Here is a 25,816-nt window from a genome sequence, read left to right as displayed (position 1 = left end):
CTAGCTTTATTTAAATTCCAGTTAACAGTGCGGATGCCGCTTTTTGATTGTCTTGATATAGCTTGAGCGCATAGTTAGCCACCTGGTTTTGCACTTTACCCTTGTTCAAGTCCGCAGCCGTTTGCGCGTAGTCGGTATCTTGAATACGGCTGCGCGTTTCGGCTAGATTCTGATAGCTGCTGTTCAGATTGGCTAGGTTCGAATTCAAGCCCGCAGCAGTGCTGGCCAAGTTACTCTGCTCATTCCCGACGTTGTTAATCGCGCTGTCTATCGTATCCAGCGCATTGGCCGCATTCGTAGCGCTGGATACATCCAATCCCGAAACACCCAAGGCGGCGCTGGACGCATTCCCCAAGCTTAAGCTAAGCGTATCGTCTGCATTGGGGCCGATTTGCAATTGGCCGGAGAAACTGCCGTCCAATAGCTTTTGGTCGTTGAACTGGGTGTTGCCGGCAATCCCATCGATGCTTTTGCCCAATCCATTGATCTCGTCCTGAATACTTCGCCGATCAGAGGCCGACAAAGAGCTGTTACCGGCTTGCACCGTCAACTCGCGGATGCGTTGCAGATTGTCGGTTACCTGAGTTAAGGCGCTACCGGCGGTTTCCGTCAACGACAGACCGCTGTTGATATTGCCGATTGCTTGATTTTGGCCTCCCAAGCGACTGCTTATCGCGTCGGCAATTGCCAACCCAGCCGGGTTGTCGGCGGCCGAATTGATCCGCTTCGCGGAGCTAAGGCGCTGGATGCTGGTTTGGATCAGACTTTGGGATTTATCCAGGTTGGTGGTGGTGTTGATTGACGACAACATGATGTCACCTCGCTTACTATTTTTTGACTATTGACTCGGCTCTTAGATACCGTTTGCCTTAATGCCCCTGAAGCTACTGGGCCTGGGCTCACCAGACTGGGCTTCGACGAGCTCAGCCCGAACGGCATACCGGTCATCAATAGGGCCGGGTTAATAACTCTACTGCTTATCTGCCTAAACGGTAATCAGGCTAAGCAACAATGTCTATAGTGCTCCCCACGGCTTTATTGTCATCAGCCGCAGAACTTGTCGTTATACCCACCACTGTTTGCGAATAGGTAGACGGTCTTACCTCGGCGTTCTGAATGGTGTTAGTTAACTGGGTGCCCGCTTCTTGAAAAGCGTTGGACAGATTCAATCTCAAGTGTGCAGCGTCGGAGTTCGACTTAGCCTTACTGGCTTGAGAATCGAGATCCTGCGCTTTGGCTGCGTATTGGTCGGCCTGCGCTTGAACGGCATCCGCCTGCTTTCGCAACGCTTGCGCCATTTGCTCGGCCTGATCCGCATTTCTCTTGGCCGTCAGCGCGCTCAACTGTTGAAAGCCGGATTGATTAACACTGGAAACAGTTAGGGAAGACATAGCGATCTAAACTCCCTCAATACACCGCAGGCCAGCGGCAGGTTTCGGAATGAACATGCGGGTTTCACTCCCATAGAACACCGTATTACTCCAGATTTAAAAGAATGTCAACCACCAATTTCGAATCTTGAAAGCACTCAGCACAGCAAGGAAACCTCAGTCCGATAACGCCAACGATTGCAGATAATCTACACCAGCATTCGCTACCCACACCCACTGACAAGCACCTCGAAAATGACTAAAATACAGGCGATTTTTCTGCTTAGCTGCCGGGAAAACCCGGTTGCGACTAGTCCACGATAATACGCCCGCAATCCACATGAATCACGAAGCCATTGCCGCTAGGGTGGAACATATCGCCATGGCGACCGGTATCATCGCCGGCCTATCCGCTGTCGCGGCGACGATAGCCACGCCGACCGGACTAACCGCTTTTGGCGTGTGGTTGGGGCTGGTCGATGAACCTTTGATAGTAACCGTCGCGCCTATTCTGGATAAATTAGCCACGGTATGCGGCACCATTTCCGGCATGACCTACTTCTATGCCGTCAGGAAAAAGCGGCAAACCGCAAAGCAATCTGTATCCGATAATTCCGCACCATCGGATTAAACCGAGGTATAAAAAGTCAAATTCGCGGAAACAACAAACTGCTGATTACACCCGTGCGGCTTTGTTGCATACGCCGTTGAGGAAAAAATGCCCTCCCTAATACGTTAAGAAACAGTCAAAAGGGGTTTACCTGGAGAGGGCCGCATAGAGGGCCTCAACCAGGGCTTTACCTCATTTTCTACGTCTGTGTTTACTTAGTTGATCCAGCTTGTTTGAGGCTTCCTCAAACGATTGCAACATGTTGTTAAAGGCATCGGTATCAGCAGTAATGCCGACAGCAGGCTGAACGGATGGTGACACACTCTGTTCAATCTTGTTGGTGGTGTCTAGCGATGGCTTGAGAGCTTCAGAGCTTTTGGGCTTAGATTCAGCCGCAACGTCAGCGGTGGGATCAATATCCAGATCATAGTTCGCACTTTCGTTTTTACCGTCATTCACCAAATTACGCCGGTATTGCAGGAAGGATTCCCGGGTGAACACATAGGGATCTAACGCGGCCTCGTTGATAAAGTTCAATGCCCCTTCGGCATTTGCACGATCATTTATCCCCTCGAGAATACCGGTGCCCGGCACGTAGGTACCTGGGTTGGCAGCTCTATCGAGGATGCCCGCGCCGCCATCGCGAATAGTGGTGGGCCCAAAAACCGGCAACACCAAATACGCTCCCTGCCCGACTCCCCAGACAGCCAAAGTTTGCCCAAAATCTTCAACGTTGTTTTTTAAACCGACTTCGCTGGCGACGTCTATTAAGCCACCCACGCCAATGGTGGTATTGGTTAAAAAGCGTCCCGCGTCCGAAGCGCTCTGTTGGAATTTACCCTGAAGGACATCGTTCAACACTACGTTAATACCCTTCAAGTTGGTGAAGAAATTATTAACACCGGTTTCCATGAAATCGGGCGTAATAAATTTATAACCATCGGAAACAGGCTTAAAAAAATATTTGTCCAGTGTCATGTTAAACCCGTACATAGACCGGTTAAATCCCTCGTACGGATCGGCGTGGCCTGCCTCATAAACCGAAAGCTCGTCACGCTTTTCGGTACTCGCGCATCCGGGCAGCAGCAGTGCACTGGTCAATAAACACACTTCGATCAAAAGTGCACGGTTCTTGCCTGGATGCAATTGGGTAAACATCGCTTAAAAATCCTGAAAGTATATTGTTTCTGGAAGCTTTAATTATAGGGTTAAGGCTTAAGCTACCCCGGAATTAAAGAATCGATTCGCTATTATAGCCTTTGTCATCGTCTCACAATGCTTTTTTCGCAGTGTTCCATGCTCTGCATAAAAATTCCACCACCAAGCTTCAAATCTACACAGCGTCCGGCATATTTGGCTAGACTAAACCTATATATCATAGCAAACCAGGCGCATGCGGGAAGAACACAAATCCGAAGACAGAAAGCTGGACATCAACCAGATCGTGAAGTGGCTGGAAGAGGACGGCATGTTGTCCACCAAGGATGTCGAAAAATGCCGGCAGTACGCGGTCGCCAAAATCAATCTCAACAAGCATCCGTTAAAAGTGTTGGCGGAGTGCGAACTCGCCGACCAAAGCCAGCTCGGCACCCCGTTGACTCAGGAAGACTTGACCCAATGGCTGGCGAAAAAACTGGCTATGCCTTACTACTATTTCGACCCGCTAAAAATCGACGTACCTACGGTCACTGCCTTGTTCAGTAAAGCTTACGCCGGCAATTACAATATTCTGCCGATCAAGATCGACGCCGATGAAATCGTGGTAGCCACCGCCGAACCCTTCATCCGTGCCTGGCAACTCGACTTGGCGAAGATGCACCACGGCAAAATTCGCTGCGTGTTTGCCAATCCGGACGAAATCAAGCGCTATCTGGATGAGTTTTATAACTTTTCCAAATCGCTGAAAGGCGCGCAAACCCATAACGATGGCCGCGCCGCAGAAGGCCAAAACTTCGAACAATTGGTCGAACTGAGTAAAAGCGCCGATCTGGATGCGAACAATCAGCATGTGGTCAATCTGGTCAACTGGTTGCTGCAATATGCCTTCGACCAGCGTGCCAGCGATATTCATATCGAGCCACGCCGTCAACAAGGCAATGTGCGGTTCAGGATAGACGGTATTCTGCACAAGGTTTATCAACTCCCGATGCCGATTATGAATGCAGTACTTAGTCGCTTGAAGATACTGGGCAGGATGAATATTGCCGAAAAGCGCCTACCGCAGGACGGCCGGATCAAAACTCAGAATAGCAACGGCAAGGAAATCGAGTTGCGACTCTCGACCATGCCAACGGCCTTTGGCGAAAAATTGGTAATGCGGATTTTCGACCCGGAAGTGTTGCTGCGCGATTACGAGCAGTTGGGCTTCAATAAACAGGAGCTGGCGATTTGGAACCGGATGACCGAACAGACCCACGGCATTATTCTCGTGACCGGCCCGACCGGTTCCGGTAAAACCACCACCTTGTATTCCACGCTAAAGCGCCTGGCCACATCGGAAATCAATCTGTGCACCGTGGAAGACCCGATCGAGCAAATCGAACCGGCTTTCAATCAAATGCAGACTCAGGCCAATATCGGTTTGGACTTCGCCAGCGGTATTCGCACCCTACTGCGGCAAGATCCGGACATTATTATGGTGGGCGAGATTCGCGACCTGGAGACGGCGGAAATGGCGGTGCAAGCCTCGCTGACCGGACATTTAGTGATTTCCACCCTCCACACCAATAGCGCGCCGGCTGCGGTGACGCGTTTGTTAAATCTTGGCCTGCCGGGCTATCTGATTCAACAAACCATTTTGGGGGTAATGGCGCAACGCTTGATAAGGGTGTTGTGCGGGCAATGCAAAACCGCGACAACCTTAGACCAAGCGCAGTGGCAGGCATTGGTCGCGCCTTTTAAAGTCGCTACCCCTAAGCACATTTATAAGGCTGTTGGTTGCAAGAGCTGCCGTAATACCGGCTTTGCCGGCCGTATCGGTATCTACGAAATTTTCGAAAACCACCCGACTCTGCAAAAACTGATCGTGGAAGGCTGCGACACACTTTTGCTGCAACGCCAAGCAATCAGAGAAGGCATGCGCCCTTTAAGGCTAAGTGGTGCGGAAAAAGTTGCCGCCGGCATTACCACCATCGAGGAAGTTTTACGGGTGGCACCGGAGCGGATAGATTTTTAAACCCGTCGATCACATGCAAAGTTATTGATCGCTCAGATAGGACAAAGCCAAATAAGGTACAGCAGGTTCGGGAAAACACCCGGCCTCAGCCGATGCGTTGTTTCCCTGTAAAACCCTATTGCAAGCTCGCTTAATCGCGGTTTTTCTTCCGATTTACGCTGATATTGCTGGCGACAGTCGTTGAAGCAAATAATGCCGATGAAAGAATAAATTCGCCTGACATAAAACCGATCACGCCGGTGATAAAGGCCAAACCGTTCAAGATATCTTTTTGTAAGTCATTCATTTTTTCTACTCCGTAATAAACACGCTTACACTATAAGATAGATCTAATTTATTAACAATACCATTGAATAAGCATTATTTGTTTTACAAAAGGAAACAATAGCCGCGTTATTACGCTAAAACAAGCAATGGCAACGCGTTTTAATAGCTCAGGAACGCTAAGGTTCCTGAATTTAATATCCCAAGTTACTGAGCGGTTTTGCTCTTAATACTCGGCATCATGAAAAACGTTTTGCACGTCGTCCAGATCGTTCAACATATCCAAAAACTTTTCGAACATCGCCACATCGTCGCCACCGATAGGGGTAACGCTTCTGGGCATAAATTGAATTTCATCCACTTCAAAATCGATCTCGCCCAACAAATCCGTCAAGGCTTGCTTCGCTTTGGCGTAGTCGGCGTGGGGTGTAAACACGGTCAACTTGCCGTCTTCGTTTTCGATGTCGGACACATCCACATCCGCGCTCAGTAGCGCTTCCAGTACCGCATCTTCGTCGCCATATTTAAAAGCCAAGATGGCCGCATGATCGAACATATGACTGACCGCACCCTGGGTGCCGATCTTGCATTTGGTTTTGGTAAAACACAGGCGCACATCGCCAAAGGTGCGATTAGGATTGTCGGTCAAGCAATCGACTATCACCATGCAACCGCCAGGTCCAAAGCCTTCGTAGCGGGCGGGCGCGAAATCTTCCCCGCCGCCGCCCTTCGCTTTATCGATGGCTTTTTCAATAACATGGGTAGGCACCTGGTCTTTTTTGGCTCTATCGATCAACCCCCGCAAGGTCAAATTGCCGGATGGATCGATACCGCCGGATTTGGCGGCCATATAGATTTCCCGGCCATATTTGCTGTAAACCTTGGCCTTGGCATCAGCCGTTTTGGCCATGGACACTTTACGGTTTTGATACGCTCTACCCATTCGACTTTTGCTCCCCGGATCGCTTGGCAAAAAACCGCGATTCTACAGATAAGTATTTGCCGTGGGAATTTTTTGACCGGTATATACCAGGTCAGATGCCGCCCATGATGATTGGACTCACCTCAGAATAAAACAAGTGCAGCCCGCGTTAGGAGGCTCGAATCAGACCCTTCGGCGAACATATGGGGCCGGTAGTCGGTAATTCCGTTCGGCGAGTTTGTAGCGCTGTGAGCGGAATCAGCTCGTTCAATGTTCCCTTAAGGCTAATAAGCGCTCAAAACCATCTAACGGCAAAGGTTTACTGTAGAGATAGCCTTGAAATGTATGGCAGCCATGGTTTTCCAGAAACCGACGTTGTTCTTCGGTTTCCACCCCTTCGGCTATGACGTCCAGACCCAGATTATTCGCCATGGCGATAATCGTTTGCACAATCACCGTATCGTCCGGATCAACAGAAATATCCCGCACAAAGCTTTGATCAATCTTCAATTGATCGATAGGCAGTTTTCTGAGATTGGATAGCGAGGAATTCCCGGTACCGAAATCGTCCATTGAAAAACCTACGCCAATTTCCCGTAGCGCATGCATTTTGCGGATGGTCTCATCAATGTCGTCCAGCACCAGACTTTCAGTTAACTCCAACTTCAACCGATTGGGATTGATATCGCTCTCTCGAATGATTTGCCGCACCACGTCGACGAAATCAGATTGCCTAAACTGCCGGGCACTGACATTCGCAGCCAGTTGCAAATGCTGGGTATGCGCGCGGCTTTCCCAACTCTTAAGCTGGCGGCAAACGGTTTCCAGTACCCAACGCCCTATCGGCACTATCAAACCGATATCCTCGGCCAAGGGTATAAACTCCGCCGGTGAAACCAAGCCGCGTTCGGGGTGTTGAAAACGGATTAAGACTTCAGCACCGATAATATCCAAACCCTGTGAGACTTGCGGCTGATAATACAGTTGGAATTGCTTATTCGCTAAAGCGCAGTGTAAGTCCGCCTCCAGTTTGACCCGCGCATTGATACTGGCCTGCATTGCCGGGTCGAAGAAACGTATGGTATTCCGCCCGGCTTTTTTTGCCTGGTACATGGCAATATCGGCTTGTTTCAGCAAACTTTCCATGTCCGATTCGTGGTCGTTGAATAACACCGCGCCGATACTGGGTGAATTGCGATATTCGTGGTCGGCAAGCCGGTAGGTTTGCGTCAAGGCACTGAGGATTTTATTGGCTATAATTTCGGTCTGTGCACCGGCATCAAGCACTTCGTCACTCAGATCGGTCAACATCACGACAAACTCGTCCCCACCCAATCGAGACACAGTATCGCCTTCGCGTACGCAAGCCACCAAACGTTGCGCCACCAATTGCAACAACAAATCTCCCATGTCATGCCCAAGGGTGTCATTCAGAGTTTTGAAATTATCCAGATCGATAAACAGTATGGCGCCCTCCCGTCCACTACGTGCACTGGCAATCAGGGCTCGTTTCAAGCGATCTTGCAGTAGGCGGCGATTGGGCAAACCGGTCAGCGGATCGTAAAACGCCAAGCGCTCGATTTCCTCGGCAGCCGCTTTAATGGAGGTAATATCAACAAACGTGGCCACATAATTTTTGACACAACCCTCCTGATCCTTCACCGTGCTGATGGCCAAATGAATGGGAAACACCTTACCGTCCTTGCGTTTACTACAAATCTCGCCTTCCCAGACCCCTGAATTATCGACCCTTTCCCACATTTCCGCGTAATAGCCTACGCCCTGCAAATCCAATTCCAGTACCCGCGGATTCTTGCCTACTACTTCCTCGCTGAGGTAACCGGTAATGCGGGTAAACGCCTGGTTTACCCGTAATATCAAGCGATTCTCATCCAAGACTACGATGCCTTCCTGCGACTCAAAAGCGGTAGCGGCAATCCGCAGCTCCGCGTCCAATAACTGTTGTTTCCTCAGCGCCTGCTCCAACCGACTTTTTTGCGCCAAGCCCTCGGGCAAGGTCATCGCCAACATCCGGGCAATGTCGATTTGTACATGCGACCAAGGTTCGCTGCGACCGCGCCACAATTCCGTCCACATTTCGAATGACTGGCGCGGGGTAAGTTGATAGTTTCCGTTCTGATCCATCACCAAGCCTTTCTCAGCCTTGCCCGCCCAATTGACAGTGCGCGGCTTTTCCTGCCTGAACCACACGATGACATTGCGCATATCGCCGGGCAGCGGAGTGGTTAATATCCCCGAGGCGATATGCTGGTATTTTTCGGCAGGGACAAAATCATTGGCAAGATGATCAGAACTAAATATCTGGCCGCTGGCTTGTTTGCCCAGCCAGAGTAATAACGCCCTTAGGTCCCCAGGCTTCAGCATCTCCCCGTAAACATGCCGCTTACCTTCCACCACAGCTACTATGCCGTTAGCATCCAGCAACGACATCAATTGCGGTAGTAATCTTTTGAGGACCATCTGCTCTTGATCGGTAAAAATATAATTCAGCAACTCACCGATCACATGATTGGCGCTGGCAACGCAGTTGTACTGCTCTAGTGCCTCAATCGACGACAATTTCGACGACACCATCCGGCTTATAAACGTCACGGCCTCACGTTGGGCAATCGACACGCGTTTTACCGTGAAGTGATGACAAGCTATCAACCCCCACAATCGGCCGTTTTGCAGCAAGGAAATCACCATCGAACCCTGCACACCGATATTGCGCAAATACTGGATATGTATCGGCGACAGACAGCGCAACGCCGAGTAACTCATATCCAAGGGCCTTTCGGTAACGGGATTGACGCCAGGTAAAATGGGCACAGGCTCGGCATCAATATCGGCAACCAAGCGCACCAGATTACACGTATAAAGCCGCCGTGCTTGGGCCGGAATATCGCTGGCCGGAAAGTGCAACCCCAGATAGGACGGTGCATGGTCCACGCTATTTTGGCTGATCACTTGACCGTTCCAATGGGAGTCAAACCGATAGATCATCACGCTATCGTAGCCGCTCATCCGCCGCACCAACAGCGCGACATCATCGAAATAGCGTGAGAAATCGCTATTCGCGTCGTATCGCAGCAATGATTCCTGCATCTGCATCAGCAATTCGGACAGTCTGCCTTCTTGGTCGGCATCGAGATCAGGCACGAGTTCCAGCACATATAGCCCGTCACTGACATAAGCATGGGCTTGTAGATCAAGAGGGCCGCGGTGTTGGGGTATGCTGAGTTTCCCGGCGGCAGTATTCTTACACTGCGCCGATTGAAACATTTGCTCGATTTGCCCGGCAGTTTTTTCGCCGACCAGTTCCTGAAGCGGTTTGCCGCAAACATCGCCGGTCAATTCGCTGAAAAATTCGCTAAAGTTGGCGCTGGCCTGTAATACCAGGTAAGGATGATCCGCACTCAGAACCAGTAAGACGCCGTGCGGCTGAATCTGCCCGATCTGGTGAATGGGCTCTGCCGCGCACTTTTCCAGGGCCTGTTGCAACGCCTGCTGATCAATATCACCCATTAGACAAGGCGCAGAACATGTGACTTACGAATAGGCATAGTCATCCAACACCTGAATAAAAAATTGAAACGTTTGGCAGGCCGCGTGCTCGGCTGCCAAACGCTGGTGATCGTCACCGGCAAGGTTTTCCGCAAACCGCAGAAAATCTTGCCACATAAGCCCGGTGTCCTGACCATAGCCGCGGTAAAAGCAAGCACCGGCTTCGCCGCTCAACCCATGGTATGCCTCTAGGCTACGCGAAATAAGCTGTCCGCCCAACATCGACCCCTCGATCACGTATAAAACCCCGGTATATTCACCCATGCTGGCTACCTGCGGCGCCAGTGCGTTTTGCGCTATGCCATATCCCGCTGCAAGCGGGTCTACTCCCAAAAAATCCAGGTCGCGGCAAATCCAGGGCAGCTTGACACGTTGAGAATAGTCGAATTGACAGTGTTGAGAAGACTGAAAGGCAATTAACCGATCTTCCAAAGCCTGATAGAGATGGTAGTAAGCGGATAACAGTTTTCGGTATTTATCCAGCGAATAGCCTGTCCGGGTTATTCCAACCAGCAAACTGTGTTGATTTAAGCGGTTATGATAGTCATTGCTTGCGCCCTTCAACGCCTCGCGGACTGCCTGCCGGAAACTGTACGGATCTGTATCAGACGATTTCATTCGGAGCCCCGGCAAATCCAATTTAGTAAAAAACGGCAAGAAATAGAAATATACCAACAATTCCGCTGAAGGCCAGGTGCATGCCTGATAGCCGGAGCGGCTACATTGACAGGCTGGGTTAACACTTGGGCAAACGCCGGCTCCAGGCCATAAACTCGTCTATCGGCACCGGCTTGCTGAACAAAAATCCCTGACAGGCGTGGCAGCCGTGCTGTTCCAGAAACAAACGTTGCGCATCGGTTTCGACCCCTTCGGCAATCACCTCTATCCCCAAGTTATGGGCCATGCCGATGATGGTTTGCACGATCACCGCATCGCTGGTCTTGACACCGATGTTATGCACAAAGGAGCGGTCAATTTTTAACTGGTCGAACGGCAACTGAGTCAGATAGGAAAACGACGAGTATCCGGTACCGAAGTCGTCCAACGAAAAGCGCACCCCTATCTCTCTGAGTGCGTGCATCTTCAGGATAGTGTCGTTGATATTCTCCAGTACCAGACTTTCAGTCAGTTCTAGTTCCAGCAAGTCCGGGTTAACGCCATTGTTATCCAGCGCCCGCCGCACCTGCTCGACAAAATCCGCCGATCTAAACTGGCGCGCACTGACATTGACGGCTAACCGAAACTGCTGCGAATAGGCATGTTCCTCCCACTGCTTCAGTTGCGTGCAGGCGGCTTCCAGCACGCACTGGCCAATCGGCAGAATCAAACTGGTTTTTTCCGCCAGGGAAATAAACTCCAACGGCGATACCAATCCGCGTTGCGGATGCTGCCAACGCAACAGCGCCTCGGCGCCCACCACTTGATGGTTTCGATACATCTGCGGTTGAAAATACAGCTTGAACTGATTATGAGCCAGAGCAAGGCGCAAATCTTTTTCCAAATCGGCGCGAGCCGTGGCCAACGCCTGCATGCTCGGATCGAAGAAGCGCACGGTATTGCGCCCGGCAATTTTGGCTTGATACATGGCAAGATCGGCGTGCCGGAGTAATTCTTCCGCACCCTCATGATCGCGGTACAAGCGAATGCCGATACTGGCCGAACAATGGAACTCATAGCCGTTTAAATCGTAAGGATGAGCCAACGCGTCCAACAATTTTTCGCCGACTTGCTTGGTTTGCATCGCGGCAAGCTCGACATCGGCGCTCAAATCCGCCAGCAACACCAAAAACTCATCGCCACCCAGGCGTCCGACGATGTCGCATTCGCGCACGCTAGTACGTAAACGCCGCGCCACTTCGACCAATAACTGGTCACCGGCATCATGCCCGCGCGTGTCGTTAAGCGTCTTGAAATTATCCAGATCCAAGAACAGAATCGCACCATATAAGCCGTTGCGGGCGCCGGCAACCAACTCCTGGCCCAAACGATCTTGCAGTAAACGCCGGTTAGGCAAATGGGTTAAAGGATCGTAATAAGCCAAACGGTGGATTTCCGCCACCGCCTCCTTGTTCTCGGTAATATCCGAAAATGTACCGACATAATGGGTAATGCGGCCATCAGGTGCGACTACGGCTGCTATCGTCAGCCATTCGGCGACGATCAAGCCGTTTTTGCGGCGATTCCAGATTTCGCCTTGCCAATGGCCGGTCTCCTGCAATACAGTCCACATAGCCGCAAAGAAGCCCTTGTCGTGGCGCCCGGAGTTGAGCATTTGCGGCGTTTGGCCCAGCACTTCTTCCGAGCTGTAGCCGGTCAACGCGATAAAGGCCCTATTCACCCGCAGGATCACTCCGTCCGGGGAGGTGACGATCATCGCCGCCTGCGATTCGAAGGCGATGGCGCTGATACGCAGCATTTCTTCCGCCTGCTTACGCTCGCTGATGTCCCGAATAATCGCAATGCCGCCAACAATTTTGCCGGCACCGTCTCGCGACGGCGCGCAGATCATGTCTATCACTATGCCGGCGGCATCCAGCGCCGGCCGGAATTCGCCTTCATAACTCACCTTTTCACCGTTCAATGCCTGATGCAAGGCGGCGAGTATTGAACCGTCTTTAAACCCCTTAATATCCAATCCGACAATGTTATCGACGGTATTCTGCAAAATAGCGGCGAAAGGTTCGTTACAGTAAGTAACGATCAGATCGGTGTCGTAATGAAAAATACCGATGGGCGAGTGTTTCAGCAACAAGCGATAGCGCTGCTCACTGATACGCATGGCCTCCTCTCTTTCCGCGGCATCCAGATGCAGCACAATATTCTCGGTGATACTTCGATTGATACGACGCAAGCTGATCACCATGAAGCACAGGTATAAAGACCCTGCCACGCTCATCGCCACAAACAATCCATTGCCTGACATGAACAAGCGAACAATGATGGGCAGCAGCGAGCTCAAAGAAAATAGCACCGCGCTGAGCAGATCGGCGGAAAATGCCACCACGCCGCCGGCCGACAAACCCGCCAGCATAAAAACCAGGAATAGTTGATGTTGCGAGTTGTTGGCCGGAAACATCAGAAAACCGGCCGCTCCCCACACCAAGCCCACGGCCAGCACCCCAATCCGAAATCTTTTCATCCAGAACCGAGTGCTTTCCCCGACTTCCGGCGCGGCGGATCGATAAGCCTTGACCAGCAAAGTGCGGGAAACCGCCACCAACACAATTAGCGTCAACCAACTGAGCACCACGGGGGCCGCAATCATGTCGCGCTGCATATAGGCCAGAATCGCCGCCAATAGCGTACTGCTAATCAATGACACATTGCTTGCCGCAAACAGTTGCCGCAGCTGTGCCGCTTGAATTGCTGCTTGTTTGTTCGGGTTACTGCTCACGTATGATTTAGCGGCCGGCTGCTGACTAACGATTGAAGTGGGTTTGAAACGACTATCGATAAGCACTCTGGATTGTACGCTAACCGGATTAACAGGCAATGCTGTTTTTCGCATACGTTTTTCCGAGAACGTAAGCGGATTGCTTCTTACCCTAATCCGGCCAGATATAAGAATTTTTTTATTTCGACCGCCGCGCGCCGGGATATACGATGCCGATCTTTTAGCCAATAGCCAAGGCTAGAAAGCGCCAAATCAATGAAACTTTTAACATCCTCGGAGTTTACTAGCTCACTGATTCTGCTAACCGACCCTCCTACAGTAGGAACGTGACAGTGCTTGAAACATGGCTTAGTCGCCCGGGCCTTGAAAATCGTTATATCCAGTTAGGAACGGGTGAAATAAATCCCTTAAACATTAATCGGGAGTCGATCATGACCACAACAACTAGCTCTAAGATTTTGCAACACTGTGCGAAATTGGGCTTTTTAGCTTGTCTCGTTAGCCCGCTCAGTCAGGCTGGCCCGTTGGGGCTGGGTTCCAAAGTGCCGCCACGCTCGCAAGTGATTGCGTGCGGCATACACTTTTCATCTGGAGAGCATCCCGTCTCAGTGCGCTGCCCACTGACGACGGCTTGCAAAGGCACCCCTGAACCGGACGTATCCTTAGCGGTTAGCTGGGATGTATTGCGTTGGGATAACAATCAAGTAGTAGCAGGCCCGGACCAAGGCTGTGCGGTTAATCTGAATCTTCCTGCGATTCCGATGCAACCCGACGCTTGCGCGGCGGAAGTCGCCGCGACATTTACAGATAACCCGGATTGTGAAAACGCTGGGCTGAGAGCTATTGTAAAGCCGGCAATTACCGGACCTTACGTTGACATTTATTACGACCCGCAAAACCCGGGCGAGATGTCTATTCCCGGACCGGCGAGCACCGGCACCCTGGTAAAATAATCGATCCGGCCATACGGTAGCCTGTTGGCTTGGTTATTTTCCCCCTAAGCCAAGCCAATCGGCGACCATTACAGCGGGAAACCCTCGGGTAATTTTGACTAACAATTGCGAGTAACCCCAAGAATACCGAAAGAGCAGTAAACCCAATAAATTACCTGATTAGCAAGCTGCTTCTACTGAGTACCTCGTATATCCTCAAAATCGTCAGGTCGGCATACCTTCTTCGGCACATGAGGAATGCCGAAATCCACACCGCATAGACAACTCGAAGCTGAATCACGGGTAATTATTTCGATCCGGCTATTGAAACTTCTGTAGCTTCACCCAACTGTTAACGAAACTTTGCAGCCATTTTAAAGTCTTTGCCCATGCCGGCAGTTAGCCGGGTTATATCTTCACGATAGGAGTTATTGAATGAATTCACAGGAACGCAACCAGCTCAGCCAGTTTCTGAATCAACTGAACGAAGTAAAGCTCACGCAAAAAGATGCCGAGGCCGAAGCGTTGATTAAAGATGCGGTTGCCAAACAACCCGATGCCGCTTATCTGCTGGTCCAACGCGCCTTGTTGCAGGATCAAGCTTTGACTGCGGCTAAAGCACAAATCGCCGAGTTGCAAAATCAATTGCAAGCCGGTACAGGCTCACAACGTAGCGGGTTTCTGGGCAACGATCCTTGGGCGCAACCCACTAACAATAGCGGTGCGGTGCCCGGTGTCGGCAATTATCAAGTGCCGAGAGCTGCTGCTCCCGCGCAATCGCCAGGCTTTTTCGGTGGTGGTGGCGCTGGCGGCAGTTTTCTGGGCAATGTCGCGACCACAGCAGCCGGTGTCGTAGCCGGTTCGTTTTTATTCCAGGGCATCGAAAGTCTGATGGGGCATCACGGTTCCAACGCCTTGGGCCAGCAAGCACTGGGCGAGCACAGCGGCGTTCAGGAACAAACCGTGGTCAATAACTATTACGGCGACGACGCCATCCAGCAAGCCAACTTGGATAATAGTGACGATTTTTCGCTTAGCGACGCAGACTATAGCGTGCCGGACGAAAGCGACGACTCCGACTGGATTTGATTCACCTTGAGTTCTCCCTCACAGGGCAATCTTTGGATTGCCCTTTTTTTACTTTTTCTCTATGACGGACTATGGTGACACTTGGCACAAGCGACAGGGGTTGACGCTAGTCTGTTAAGTTGACGATGAAAGGTCTTTTTGCGCAAGGCACCCGACTTGACCCAATCTCGGCCAAATTTGGTGCCTTGCATGCCAAGCTCAGCGTTTATCAAATCGATCCAATTCCATCACTTTAGCCCAGGCATTCGCAAAATCCTGCACGAATTTTTCCTTGCCATCTGCCGAGGCATAGACTTCCGCCACCGCCCGTAACTCAGAGTGGGAGCCGAAAATCAAATCCACGGGTGTGGCGGTCCATTTAACTTGATCGCTGGTCCGGTCCCGTCCTTCATAAATGCCTTCGGTAGCTGACTTGCTCCATTTCGTGGACATATCGAGCAAATTAACGAAGAAGTCGTTGCTGAGTGTACCCGGACGACTGGTGAACACCCCGTGTTTGGCATGGCCGGCGTTAGTATCCAAGGCCCGCATGCCGCCCACCAGCACCGTCATCTCCGGCACGCTCAAGGTCAGAAAATTAGCGCGTTCGACCAGCATTTCGGCAGGCGAATGCGCATTGTCTTTGCCAAAGTAATTTCGGAAACCGTCGGCTTTAGGCTCCAGCACCGCGACGGAATTGACATCGGTTTGCTCTTGCGCCGCATCCATCCGCCCCGGTTTGAACGGCACTTGCACCTTGTAACCGGCTTTTTTGGCCGCCTCCTCCACGGCTGCCGAACCGCCCAGCACGATCACATCGGCCAGCGACACTTTTTTGCCGCCTTTTAAGGAGCGGTTGAATTCGGTTTGGACGGCTTCCAGTTTTGCCAGCACTTTGGCCAGTTCGGCGGGATCATTGACCTCCCAATCTTTCTGCGGTGCTAACCGAATCCGCGCGCCGTTGGCCCCGCCGCGCATGTCGGTACCGCGGAAGGTCACTGCGGACGCCCAGGCCGTTTTCACCAACTCGGGAATCGTCAAATCCGAGGCCAGGATAGTAGACTTCAATTTGGCAACATCCTTGCTGTCGATCAGCTTATGATCAGCTTTCGGAATCGGATCCTGCCAAATGAAATCCTCGGCCGGCACTTCGGCACCGACATAGCGAGCTTTGGGCCCCATATCGCGATGAGTCAGTTTGAACCAGGCCTTGGCGAACGCGATTTCGAACTCCTTGGGATTATCCAAAAAGCGCTTGGAAATTTTTTGATAATCCGGGTCCATCTTCAAGGCAATATCGGTAGTAAACATGATCGGCGGGTGGCGTTTCGTCTGATCGTGCGCGTCCGGTACAAAGTTGTCGCCTTTGCCGTCCTTGGGTATCCACTGCGTGGCACCGGCCGGGCTCTTGGTTTGTTGCCAGTCGAAGGTGTATAGCCAGGTCAGATAGTCGTGGGTCCAGCGAGTGGGGTTGGTCGACCAGGCGCCTTCCAGACCGCTACTGACGGTATCGACGCCGTTGCCGGCACCGCATTTATTCGCCCAGCCTAAGCCTTGCTCTTCAATGCCGGCAGCGGCCGGCTCTTTGCCGACGCAATCGTCAGGTTTATGGGCACCGTGCGCCTTGCCGAAGGTATGGCCGCCGGCGATCAGCGCCACGGTTTCCTCGTCGTTCATCGCCATCCGGCCGAACGCTTCGCGGATATGCTTGGCAGCGGCCAAGGGATCGGGATTACCTCCCGGCCCTTCCGGATTGACGTAAATCAAGCCCATTTGCACAGCAGCCAGCGGTTTAGCCAACTCACCTTTGCCGTCGTGGCGTTCGTCGGCCAGAAATTTCTTTTCCGTGCCCCAATTGACCACTTCGGCCTCCCAATCATCGGCGCGGCCACCGGCAAAACCCAGGGTTTTGAAGCCCATATCTTCCAGGGCAACATTACCCGCCAGCACCATCAGGTCAGCCCAGGATAGTTTGGCGCCGTACTTTTGTTTGACCGGCCACAACAGGCGGCGGGCTTTGTCCAAATTGACGTTGTCCGGCCAGCTGTTTAGCGGCTCAAAACGTTGCTGACCGCCGGACGCACCGCCGCGACCGTCGAAGATGCGATAGACCCCGGCACTGTGCCAAGCCATGCGAATGAAAAACGGCCCGTAGTTACCATAATCTGCCGGCCACCAAGGTTGGGAGGTATGCAGCACGCTGGCGATGTCTGCTTTCACGGCTTTCAAGTCCAGGGTTTTGAATTGCTCGGCATAATTGAAGGCTTTGCCCAAGGGGTTGGATTCGGCGGCGTTCTGGCGTAACGGTTGCAGATTCAGTTGCTCCGGCCACCAGAAGCTGTTCATGGTCGGTTCCGGCAGGGCCGGCACCGGTGTAGCGGCCAACGCCGTAGATATGGCTACCGCCAATGTGGAAGCCAGGAAAATTTGTTTGGTTGTCATGGTGCACCTCTGTTCCTTGTTGTGATTTAAGATAAAAATCCGCCGTTGTTTTTCTGTTTAAACACCGCTTGGGATTAACTGTAGCGGCATTTAGTTGCATCGGCACCATATCCCTCCAATAAAAGGGTTCGGTGGACATATTCAACGGGAGATTACCCGCAAACTGAAATTGATTTCTTCGATAGACCGATAGGCCAAGTCAATAATAAGCGCTTCCGAGCTGATATGATTCCAGCCGGGTGCGCTTTCGGAACACTTAACTCAACAGCGGATATATAGTCGATGAACTTGCGAGATTTAAGCTATCTAGTGGCAGTAGCGGAGTTGAAAAATTTCAGTCAAGCGGCTGAGCATTGTTCGATTAGTCAGCCTACGTTGAGCACGCAGATTAAGAAACTCGAGGATTATTTGGGCGTGGATTTGTTCCTGCGCGAAAAAAATGCGGTGGAAACCACCGAAATTTGCCGGGAAATTTTACCGATCGCCCGCCGCATACTTGACGATGCTCGCTCCATTCGCCAAATCGCCGCACACGCCAGTGATCGGCATCGCAACATGCTGTCCTTGGGAGCGTTTCCATCGCTGGCAAGTTACGTGTTGCCGGAATACGTTTTTTGCATCAAGCAGCATTACCCTGATCTGAAAATCCAACTGGTCGAGGAAAAAACCAACGCTCTCGTCGCCTTACTGCTCGACAAAAAGCTGGATGCGGCCTTGCTGGCTTTACCCGTCGAACAGGCGAATTTGGAATCTCGAACCCTATTCGAAGACCCTTTCACCCTGGCGGTGTGCGCCGACCATCCACTTGCCGAGCAGGAAGAAATTGACCTGAACACAGTGGCCAAAGAAAATCTGCTGTTGCTGGATGAGGGACATTGTTTACGCGATCAGGCGCTAAAGTTGTGTCATCCGTCCCGCTTCGTGGAACACGACTTTCGGGCATCCAGCCTGGAAACCTTGCGTTTCATGGTCAAAAACGGCGTCGGCGTGACGCTGATGCCTTCGGTCGCCGTGCAGCCTGATGATCCGGACATTCGTTATATCAACATCCGCCAACGGCCCAGCCGGCAAATCGCGCTGGTCTGGATCAAGAATCATCCCCGTGGCGAACTACTGGAAACGCTGGCCGGACTGCTGGCTTATATACCACTACCCTAAATCTAAATATTAACCCGGCCCTTAAATACCGTTCGCCTTGTCGAAGGGCACACCAGCTTGGACTTTCGAGGAGCACAGCCCGAACGGCATACCCGTGATAAATAGGGCCGGCGGAATCCACGCTATCAGCCGGACGTACGGTGGCGACTTGCGCTGCTATGGGCATAGCCCTATTTTCAGCTGACTTACCGCACACAAAGCATTTCTATCGCATTCCGAATAGCATCGGCCCTGCCAACCGCTTCCTAAAAATCCCCAAACCACTAACAGCAAAATACTTTTGCTTGACAAGAAGATGATAATCATTATCATTTGTATCCGACAGTCATCTCTCGTGCTGTCATTGCCGCACCTGCACAGCCTCCTAAGTTATCCAGTGTGCGGCAGTTTATTTTCTAACTTATGCAACCCGAGGTCATCATGTTCGAAGACAACTCTATCGGCGCGCCGAAAAGCCGCGATGTGGCGCAAATTCATGCCGCGACCTGTGTGTTAATGACCCAATTCATCAACGGCCATCACAACCCGAAGCTTGCACATCTGATCGTGCAGCAACTGGGGCGCCTGCTAAGCCACCCGGAACTGGCACATAGTGCTTCCAGCCGCGATATGTACCTGCAACTTCTGGAACACTGGCAAACAGTCACCAATCTGCTGTTAGAGCGCAAATCGGCTCACCAGCAGCCGGTAGCAGCGCATTGAGCGGGATTGGCATTTATTCGTCACCATTTTTAGTCCTATGAAAAACCCGTCTAACCCAGTGCGACTTGGCCCATCAACCGCCGAAACGCCGCCGGAAATACTGCAAGGCAGGCAGCGGCTGAATAGCCGATTATTGTTCGGCACCCAAAACGAAATTGTGATCGAACATCAAGGCGACGAATATCGCCTGCGCATTACTAGTAACGGCAAATTAATTTTGACCAAATAAACCGCTAGACCCGACAACACCAGCCAGCCAACCTCACGGTAGCCAGCCAATCGTTTTCAGATAAGTTAATCGAGAGGCCTGTATGTTACCGACTGCCAGTTTTCGCCAGCTTGCCTGCCTGGCCCCCATGCGCTTCGTAGCCAACGAAGGGCCTTCTAAATCGATAACCGTTACTCCAAAAGCCGAATATAACGAACGCGGCCTGGGATTTGTCATCGCCCTCGGCCTGCATTTAGCCTGGTTCGGCCTGATGCCGAACAGCGAAAAACAAGAGCCTGTCACGCCACCGCAACCGATCATGGTGCAGTGGATCGGCAATACGCAAACTCAGCAATCACCGGCCAAACCCCCAGTGCAGCAGCCTCAGCAGCCGGTTGAAAAAGCCGTCAGCAAACCCAAAACGCCGCCCAAACCGGTTAAAAAACCAAACCTGCTGTCAACCGCCAGCAATGCGCCGGCAGCCATCGCGGCACCCGAGCCGACACCAGAGCCGCCGCGTGCCGAACCCGCACCTGCCGCCACTACTGCTACCCCTGCCCCGGCACCCAGTTCAGCCAGCACCAGCGAGGCCGCCTCGGCGCCGATAACCTTGCCCAATCTCAACGCCGATTACTTGAACAACCCGGCCCCGGCCTACCCCAGCGCATCGCGGCAACTCGGCGAACAAGGCAAGGTATTGCTCCGGGTGTTGGTCAACACCGACGGCCAAGTCGAGCAAGTCATGCTACGTAAATCCAGCGGCCACGAACGCCTCGACCAAGCCGCCCAAGAAACCGTTCAAAAATGGCGTTTCGTCCCCGCTCGCCGCGGCGAACAGGTGGTTTCCGCCTGGGTCGTGGTTCCCGTTTCATTCTCTCTCGAAGGATAAATCATGGCACTCAATCAAAGTCTCGACCATTTCCTGGCGCAAACCGACAGTGTCGGCGCCTTCCTATTCAGCTTGCTGCTGATCATGTCGGTCTCCAGCTGGTATTTCATCGTGGTCAAAGCCTGGAATGGCATCCAAGTCCGGCGCCGCGCCGAACTGTTTTTACAGAAATTCTGGGCCAGCGACACGCTCGCCGATGTCGCCGGACATCTGGCGGGCGGCGCCCAGGCAGACCCATTTTCGAACCTGACCCGCCACGCCATGGCCGCCTCTCAGCATCACGCCCGCCACGGCAGCCATGGCTTACAACAGGCGGGCTCGACCGCCGAGTTCCTGACCCGCTCGATGCGCCGCGTCATAGACGAGGAAACCGCGCAACTGGAATGGGGCCTGACCGCGCTGGCCTCCATCGCCAGCACCGCGCCTTTTATTGGTTTGTTCGGCACTGTCTGGGGTGTCTATCACGCCTTGGTCAACATCGGCCAAGGTGGCTTAGGTGGACTCGATCAGATCGCCGGTCCGGTCGGCGAAGCGCTGATCATGACCGGCTTAGGTCTGGCGGTCGCGATTCCGGCGGTACTGGCTTATAACGATTGCGTGCGCAGCAACCGCTTGCTGCTGGCCCGGCTGGACGGCTTTGCCCACGACCTGTTTGCCTTTTTAACCACCGGCGCCACCATCGCCAGCGCGCCAGCCGCCGTTGCCGGCGTCGAACTGGCCTTTGCCAACGGAGAACACTAATGGCATTCGGCGGCTTCGATCAAAACAAGGGCGGCGGCCATACCGTCGCCGAAATCAACATGATCCCGTTAATCGACGTGATGCTGGTGCTGCTGGTGATTTTTATGATCACCGCGCCGCTAATGACGCATGCGGTGAAAATCGATCTGCCCAAAGCCAGCAGCGTGCCGCAGCAACCCAGCGACGATCCGGTTGCGTTATCGGTGGACGGCGAAGGCCAATTATTCTGGAATCAGGAAGCAATCGACCGCACCGTTTTGAATCAACGCCTGGCTGAAGTCGCGCAATCGCCGCAGCAACCGGAATTGCATATCCGTGCCGATCAAAACGTACCGTACCACTTCGTCGCCGAAACGCTGGCGGATGCGGCCAAAGCCGGGGTCAGTAAAATCGGTTTCGTTTCCGAACCGGAAAAAAAGTAAAACAAGCCCTGGCTTCCCCACTTATAAAGGGAAGCCAAGGTCACACAAAGAAAAATAACGGCTGGTTTCGGGGTGTCTGACCTAGGCAAGGCAAGGACTGCCGAATTGTAAAGGCGAACAAAGTAGGATGCCTAAGCGTCAGACACCCCGAAACCGGCCGCACATAGCCCGTTAAACTCAAGGGCCACACCCGTAATCGCGACTTCAGCCGCGATTACAAAACCAAACAAAACAGCCACCTAGCCATTCGCGCCAGGCAGCCAGCATTTGACACTGCACTGCCTGTTGGAATCGCTATGCCTTTATCTTTAAGCGCTCGACCTTGCTTGACCATGCCCCGCGCAGACTACTGTGTTCGCGCGCGGCGTGACCAGACCGGTCGACGTCCCGTTGTTAACGCTTCGAAATTCAGCCGTTTCCGTCCGCTTGCCGGCCAGACAATCTGCGCCCTATTGCTGCTAAGCGCGATAACCGCCAAGGCCGGCGAAGCTGCATTAGACAATATCGATGAAACCGCGGATGTAGAACTCGCCCCCGTCACGGTAAAAGCCAAAATCGACCCTCCGTCGGCAAAAGCCGTTGCCGGCACCGAATCGACCATAGACGCCGCAACCATGGAGCAACGCATGGTGCGTAACATCAAAGATCTGATTCGCTACGAACCCGGCGTCAACGTCGGTAACGACCCGCAACGTTTCGGGGCCAGCGGCTTTACCATACGCGGACTAGGCGGCAACCGGGTGTTGATGCAGATCGACGGCGTGCGCCTGCCGGAAGCCTTCCGCATCGGCTCGTTTGCCAGCGCCAATCGTAATGCGGTGGACATGGACGCCTTAAAAGCCCTGGAAATCGTGCGCGGCTCCGGCTCGGCGTATTACGGCGGCGACGCCATGGGCGGCACCGTCAACTTTGTCACCAAAGACCCGCGCGATTATTTAAGCGTATTCGGTAAAGATTATTACACCGGCGTGAAACTGAATTACAACACCTCGGACAACGGTTTCGTGCAAACCGGCACCGTGGCCGGCGCGCTGGGCGGCTGGGAAAGCATGGTGCTATTCACCCACAATCAAAGTAACGAGACCGACAACAAGGGCACGGCGGATTTCGCAGACGGCCGCCGCACCACGCCCAGCCCGCAAGAAAACCTCAGCTATAACCTGCTAGCCAAACTACTGTATCGTTTTAACGACGACAACGTGTTGCGCCTGACCGGCGAATGGCTGGACAGTCGAGCCGATATCGACGCTTTGTATCTGCGCGGTGCCGACATCAGCCTGCGCAACGTCAACAGCATGCTCACCACCGATACCCAATCGCGTTGGCGGCTGACGCTGGATCACACCCTAATGCATCTGGATACGCCGCTGTTCAACGATGTGTTGTGGAAGTTTTACACGCAAAAATCCGCTACCGGGCAAGTCACTCTGCAAGATCGCACCGCCAACGTGGACGGCAACACACTCACCGAGCGGATTTTCGATTATGCCAACGACGACTTCGGCGGCGAACTAAAACTGGGGAAGAATTTTGATTTAGGCGATACCACGCATGCGCTGCAATACGGCGGCCAAATCAGCAAAAACAGCATAGCGCAACAACGCGACGGTAGCTTTACTTGCGTCAGCGGCTCGGTTAACCCGCGCACCGGACGTCCGAATAGCATTTGTCCCAAAGGCCGGATCAGCAAGACCGTGACGCCGGACGAGTTTCCGGTACGGGATTTTCCCTTATCTACGGTGACCAAGGCCGGCGCGTATATTGAAGACGCCGTCAGTCTGTTCGACAAGCACATCGAGCTGATTCCCGGCGGTCGCTGGGAATATTTCCGCTTGTTGCCGAAAACCGACTATCTGTTCGACAAGGCGTCCGCGGCAGCCGTCGCGGAAGGCGCCGATCCAATAGTACCGAGCATTATCGACGCCAGCGCCTTTCTACCCAAATTCGGCGCCTTGCTGCATCTCACCGAGATATTCACGGTGCACGGCCAGTATGCGCATGGCTTTCGCGGTCCCAACTTCAGCGAGAGCAATCTCGGTTTTACCAATATTACCGGCGGATACACCAATCTGCCCAATTACAATATCCAGCCGGAGACCAGCGTCGGCGCCGAAGTGGGTTTGCGCGGTCATGGCGCTGCCGGGACTTTCGACATAAGCCTTTTTCGTAACGATTACGACCACTTCATCTACAACGCGGTGATTTGTAACCCGGCGACCGCGGCCTGTCCGCCGTTGGGGTTTACCACCTATCAAAACATCAATAGTGCCGACCCGATCCGCATTCAGGGTATCGAAATCAAAAGCCGGTTTTATCTGGACTGGCTAAATCCGTCGCTAATCGGCGCCAGCCTGCTGTTCAGCGGTTCCTTTACTGAAGGCATGAATCTAAAGACCCAACGCAACGACGACGAGGCCCTCAGACAAATTAGCCCGATGAAAGCCGTCGTCGGCCTACGCTACGACCAACCCAGCGGCGACTGGGGCACGGAATTGAACCTGACCTTGGTCGGCGCCAAACAAGCCAATACCGCGCCGGCGGACGCCCTATTTCTGCCCAGCGGTTACGGCGTCATCGATTTCAATGCCTACTACAACGCCAGCAAGCATCTCTCATTCAATTTCGGGGTATTCAACCTGTTCGACAAGAAATATATCGATTGGGAAGACATCAACACCCGCGCCGGCGACCCGCATACCACGCTGGGCAATTTTGCCGGCGCGGAGCACTGGGCCGACCGCTATTCTCGGCCCGGTCGCAATCTCGGCGTCACCGTAAAACTGGCCTTTTGATGGAGAAAAATCTTATGACCAAGGGATACAGGGCCAAGAAAGAGGCCCAAAAAAAATTGGAAACACTGTTCGAAGAATTGCTGGAGCACGAGGGTTTCGGCGAGCTGCGGGTAGACATGCGGCTGTTAAAGCGCGGGCAAAAGGAAGTGATCATCTATTGCGGCAAACAGTACCGTTATGTCCTGGACTTTCAGGTGCAAGGGGCGCCGAACGGCAATCGCGATAGCAACCCGCTACTCGAATGCCACGAGCCGCACTGAGTTTTAAATGTCCGCCACCGCAAAGGCCATTGGCCAGCGCGGATAGCCGGCATGGGGCCGAAGCGGCGGAAGCTATTTTTGACGAAAGCAACGGATCGTCTTTGCGATGAAGAGATACGTCAATTTATTTACATAGGAAACCAACCATGAAAACTGCACAAAAACTGACCTTAATCGCCGGCCTGTTGGCCGTTTCCGGTAGCGCTTCGGCTGACTTGACCAATGGTCCCGACCCTTACGCCGCCGGCTACGGCTTCGACACCCCAAGCGAAGCCAGCTGGGGCAACTGGAACCGTGGCGATGCCGGCACGCTGTATGCGGAATGGGACAGCTTCGTGGATAACTCTTATCCCGGCATCCGCACCGCAGCGGCGGACGTGGGCAGCGCCGGCAGCGCCGACGCCAATATCGGCTGGAACGCCGGCACATTCGCGGCCGGATCGGGCAATTTGTACAGCTTTAGCGTTACCGAGAATTTCACGGCTTCGCTAAGCGGCTCTACCAACAACGAGCCCTTAAGAGCGGCATTGCAATTCGAAACCTGGGGCATACAGATGGACTACAACAGCCTGTTACTGAATGGCGTAGCGCCTACCTTTACGACGCAAACTTTCTACGATGACGACTACGAAAGTTCGTTCGGCCCTGTCGAACTGGTGCAATACCTGGCCTATTGGGACTTATCCGGACCGGCAAGCAATTATCTGTTCTCATTCAGCGCCGGACATAGCTTGAGTTTGGGTCAAGTGGCTATCGACATCGGTCCCAGCACCGATCCCGTAACCAGTGTGCCGCTGCCTGCGGCAGTATGGCTGTTCGGCGCCGGCTTCATGGGCTTGCTGGGTTTAAATCGTAAAAAAGGCCTGGCGGCATAAACGTCGACCTGTAAACGCTTTGCAT

General features: G+C 53.0%; 22 protein-coding genes. 13 read left to right on the top strand and 9 right to left on the bottom strand.

Annotation, left to right across the window (positions count from 1 at the left end):
* Positions 1-10: 10 nt before the first annotated feature.
* Positions 11-811 carry a flagellin N-terminal helical domain-containing protein gene (locus G006_RS0122915; RefSeq protein WP_020485566.1) on the bottom strand — a complete coding sequence of 267 codons (801 nt, stop codon included), beginning with the start codon at positions 809-811 and terminating at the stop codon, positions 11-13.
* Positions 812-1,001: 190 nt separating this feature from the next.
* Complete coding sequence (locus G006_RS0122910; protein WP_020485565.1) at positions 1,002-1,391, bottom strand: hypothetical protein; 390 nt, start codon at positions 1,389-1,391, stop codon at positions 1,002-1,004.
* A 319-nt stretch (positions 1,392-1,710) separates the two neighbouring features.
* On the opposite strand from G006_RS0122910, the gene G006_RS0122905 reads away from it, so the two are divergent.
* Positions 1,711-2,001 carry a hypothetical protein gene (locus G006_RS0122905; RefSeq protein ID WP_020485564.1) on the top strand — a complete coding sequence of 97 codons (291 nt, stop codon included), beginning with the start codon at positions 1,711-1,713 and terminating at the stop codon, positions 1,999-2,001.
* 171 nt (positions 2,002-2,172) lie between these two features.
* Here the strand turns inward: G006_RS0122905 and G006_RS0122900 are convergent, their stop codons facing one another.
* Complete coding sequence (locus G006_RS0122900; RefSeq protein WP_020485563.1) at positions 2,173-3,138, bottom strand: MlaA family lipoprotein; 966 nt, start codon at positions 3,136-3,138, stop codon at positions 2,173-2,175.
* A gap of 235 nt (positions 3,139-3,373) precedes the next feature.
* Here G006_RS0122900 and G006_RS0122895 point away from each other — a divergent pair, with 235 nt between their 5' ends.
* Positions 3,374-5,155 carry a GspE/PulE family protein gene (locus G006_RS0122895; RefSeq protein WP_020485562.1) on the top strand — a complete coding sequence of 594 codons (1,782 nt, stop codon included), beginning with the start codon at positions 3,374-3,376 and terminating at the stop codon, positions 5,153-5,155.
* Between the two features lie 130 nt (positions 5,156-5,285).
* Here the strand turns inward: G006_RS0122895 and G006_RS28960 are convergent, their stop codons facing one another.
* The 5 genes from G006_RS28960 to G006_RS27340 form a co-directional block, all read right to left on the bottom strand.
* The gene (locus G006_RS28960) at positions 5,286-5,441 is read right to left on the bottom strand and encodes a hypothetical protein (protein ID WP_020485561.1); all 156 of its coding nucleotides are present in this window, start codon (positions 5,439-5,441) and stop codon (positions 5,286-5,288) included.
* 204 nt (positions 5,442-5,645) lie between these two features.
* Entirely contained in the window at positions 5,646-6,362 is a 717-nt protein-coding gene (locus tag G006_RS0122885) for a YebC/PmpR family DNA-binding transcriptional regulator (RefSeq protein ID WP_020485560.1), read from the bottom strand.
* A gap of 246 nt (positions 6,363-6,608) precedes the next feature.
* Positions 6,609-9,869, bottom strand: coding sequence for a bifunctional diguanylate cyclase/phosphodiesterase (locus G006_RS27350; RefSeq protein ID WP_020485559.1), 3,261 nt, complete (start codon positions 9,867-9,869; stop codon positions 6,609-6,611).
* Between the two features lie 24 nt (positions 9,870-9,893).
* Positions 9,894-10,526 (bottom strand): biliverdin-producing heme oxygenase, encoded by a 633-nt coding sequence (locus tag G006_RS27345; protein WP_152428999.1) that lies wholly within the window; start codon positions 10,524-10,526, stop codon positions 9,894-9,896.
* A 118-nt stretch (positions 10,527-10,644) separates the two neighbouring features.
* Positions 10,645-13,416, bottom strand: coding sequence for a bifunctional diguanylate cyclase/phosphodiesterase (locus G006_RS27340; RefSeq protein ID WP_020485557.1), 2,772 nt, complete (start codon positions 13,414-13,416; stop codon positions 10,645-10,647).
* A gap of 317 nt (positions 13,417-13,733) precedes the next feature.
* Here G006_RS27340 and G006_RS0122865 point away from each other — a divergent pair, with 317 nt between their 5' ends.
* Both G006_RS0122865 and G006_RS0122860 read left to right on the top strand, forming a co-directional pair.
* Complete coding sequence (locus G006_RS0122865) at positions 13,734-14,255, top strand: hypothetical protein (RefSeq protein ID WP_152428998.1); 522 nt, start codon at positions 13,734-13,736, stop codon at positions 14,253-14,255.
* Positions 14,256-14,669: 414 nt separating this feature from the next.
* Positions 14,670-15,323, top strand: coding sequence for a DUF2076 domain-containing protein (locus G006_RS0122860; protein ID WP_020485555.1), 654 nt, complete (start codon positions 14,670-14,672; stop codon positions 15,321-15,323).
* A 198-nt stretch (positions 15,324-15,521) separates the two neighbouring features.
* Here the strand turns inward: G006_RS0122860 and katG are convergent, their stop codons facing one another.
* On the bottom strand, positions 15,522-17,744 hold the full coding sequence (gene katG / locus G006_RS0122855) for a catalase/peroxidase HPI (RefSeq protein ID WP_020485554.1): 2,223 nt from the start codon (positions 17,742-17,744) through the stop codon (positions 15,522-15,524).
* A gap of 282 nt (positions 17,745-18,026) precedes the next feature.
* Between katG and G006_RS0122850 the strand changes: the two genes are divergently transcribed.
* From G006_RS0122850 to G006_RS0122810, 9 genes are all read left to right on the top strand, one after another.
* Positions 18,027-18,902 (top strand): LysR substrate-binding domain-containing protein, encoded by an 876-nt coding sequence (locus tag G006_RS0122850; RefSeq protein ID WP_020485553.1) that lies wholly within the window; start codon positions 18,027-18,029, stop codon positions 18,900-18,902.
* Between the two features lie 420 nt (positions 18,903-19,322).
* Positions 19,323-19,604 carry a hypothetical protein gene (locus tag G006_RS0122845; protein WP_033194429.1) on the top strand — a complete coding sequence of 94 codons (282 nt, stop codon included), beginning with the start codon at positions 19,323-19,325 and terminating at the stop codon, positions 19,602-19,604.
* 37 nt (positions 19,605-19,641) lie between these two features.
* Entirely contained in the window at positions 19,642-19,833 is a 192-nt protein-coding gene (gene hemP / locus G006_RS0122840; RefSeq protein ID WP_020485551.1) for a hemin uptake protein HemP, read from the top strand.
* An 82-nt stretch (positions 19,834-19,915) separates the two neighbouring features.
* Positions 19,916-20,701: an energy transducer TonB gene (locus G006_RS0122835; RefSeq protein WP_020485550.1), complete on the top strand. Its 786-nt coding sequence runs from the start codon at positions 19,916-19,918 to the stop codon at positions 20,699-20,701.
* A 3-nt stretch (positions 20,702-20,704) separates the two neighbouring features.
* Positions 20,705-21,442 carry a MotA/TolQ/ExbB proton channel family protein gene (locus G006_RS0122830; protein ID WP_020485549.1) on the top strand — a complete coding sequence of 246 codons (738 nt, stop codon included), beginning with the start codon at positions 20,705-20,707 and terminating at the stop codon, positions 21,440-21,442.
* A complete protein-coding gene (locus tag G006_RS0122825) occupies positions 21,442-21,864 on the top strand; it encodes an ExbD/TolR family protein (RefSeq protein ID WP_020485548.1) in 423 nt (140 codons plus the stop codon). Before G006_RS0122830 ends, G006_RS0122825 begins: the two co-directional genes overlap by 1 nt.
* Positions 21,865-22,160: 296 nt before the next feature.
* Positions 22,161-24,656: a TonB-dependent hemoglobin/transferrin/lactoferrin family receptor gene (locus tag G006_RS0122820; protein ID WP_235048902.1), complete on the top strand. Its 2,496-nt coding sequence runs from the start codon at positions 22,161-22,163 to the stop codon at positions 24,654-24,656.
* Between the two features lie 14 nt (positions 24,657-24,670).
* Positions 24,671-24,916: a hypothetical protein gene (locus G006_RS0122815; protein WP_020485546.1), complete on the top strand. Its 246-nt coding sequence runs from the start codon at positions 24,671-24,673 to the stop codon at positions 24,914-24,916.
* Between the two features lie 146 nt (positions 24,917-25,062).
* On the top strand, positions 25,063-25,791 hold the full coding sequence (locus G006_RS0122810) for a VPLPA-CTERM sorting domain-containing protein (RefSeq protein WP_020485545.1): 729 nt from the start codon (positions 25,063-25,065) through the stop codon (positions 25,789-25,791).
* Positions 25,792-25,816 lie beyond the last annotated feature (25 nt).

The sequence above is a fragment of the Methylomonas sp. MK1 genome (assembly GCF_000365425.1).
Taxonomy (GTDB): Bacteria; Pseudomonadota; Gammaproteobacteria; order Methylococcales; family Methylomonadaceae; genus Methylomonas.
The sequence above is the reverse complement of the archived record's forward strand: the minus strand, read 5'-3'. Positions and strand labels throughout refer to the sequence as shown.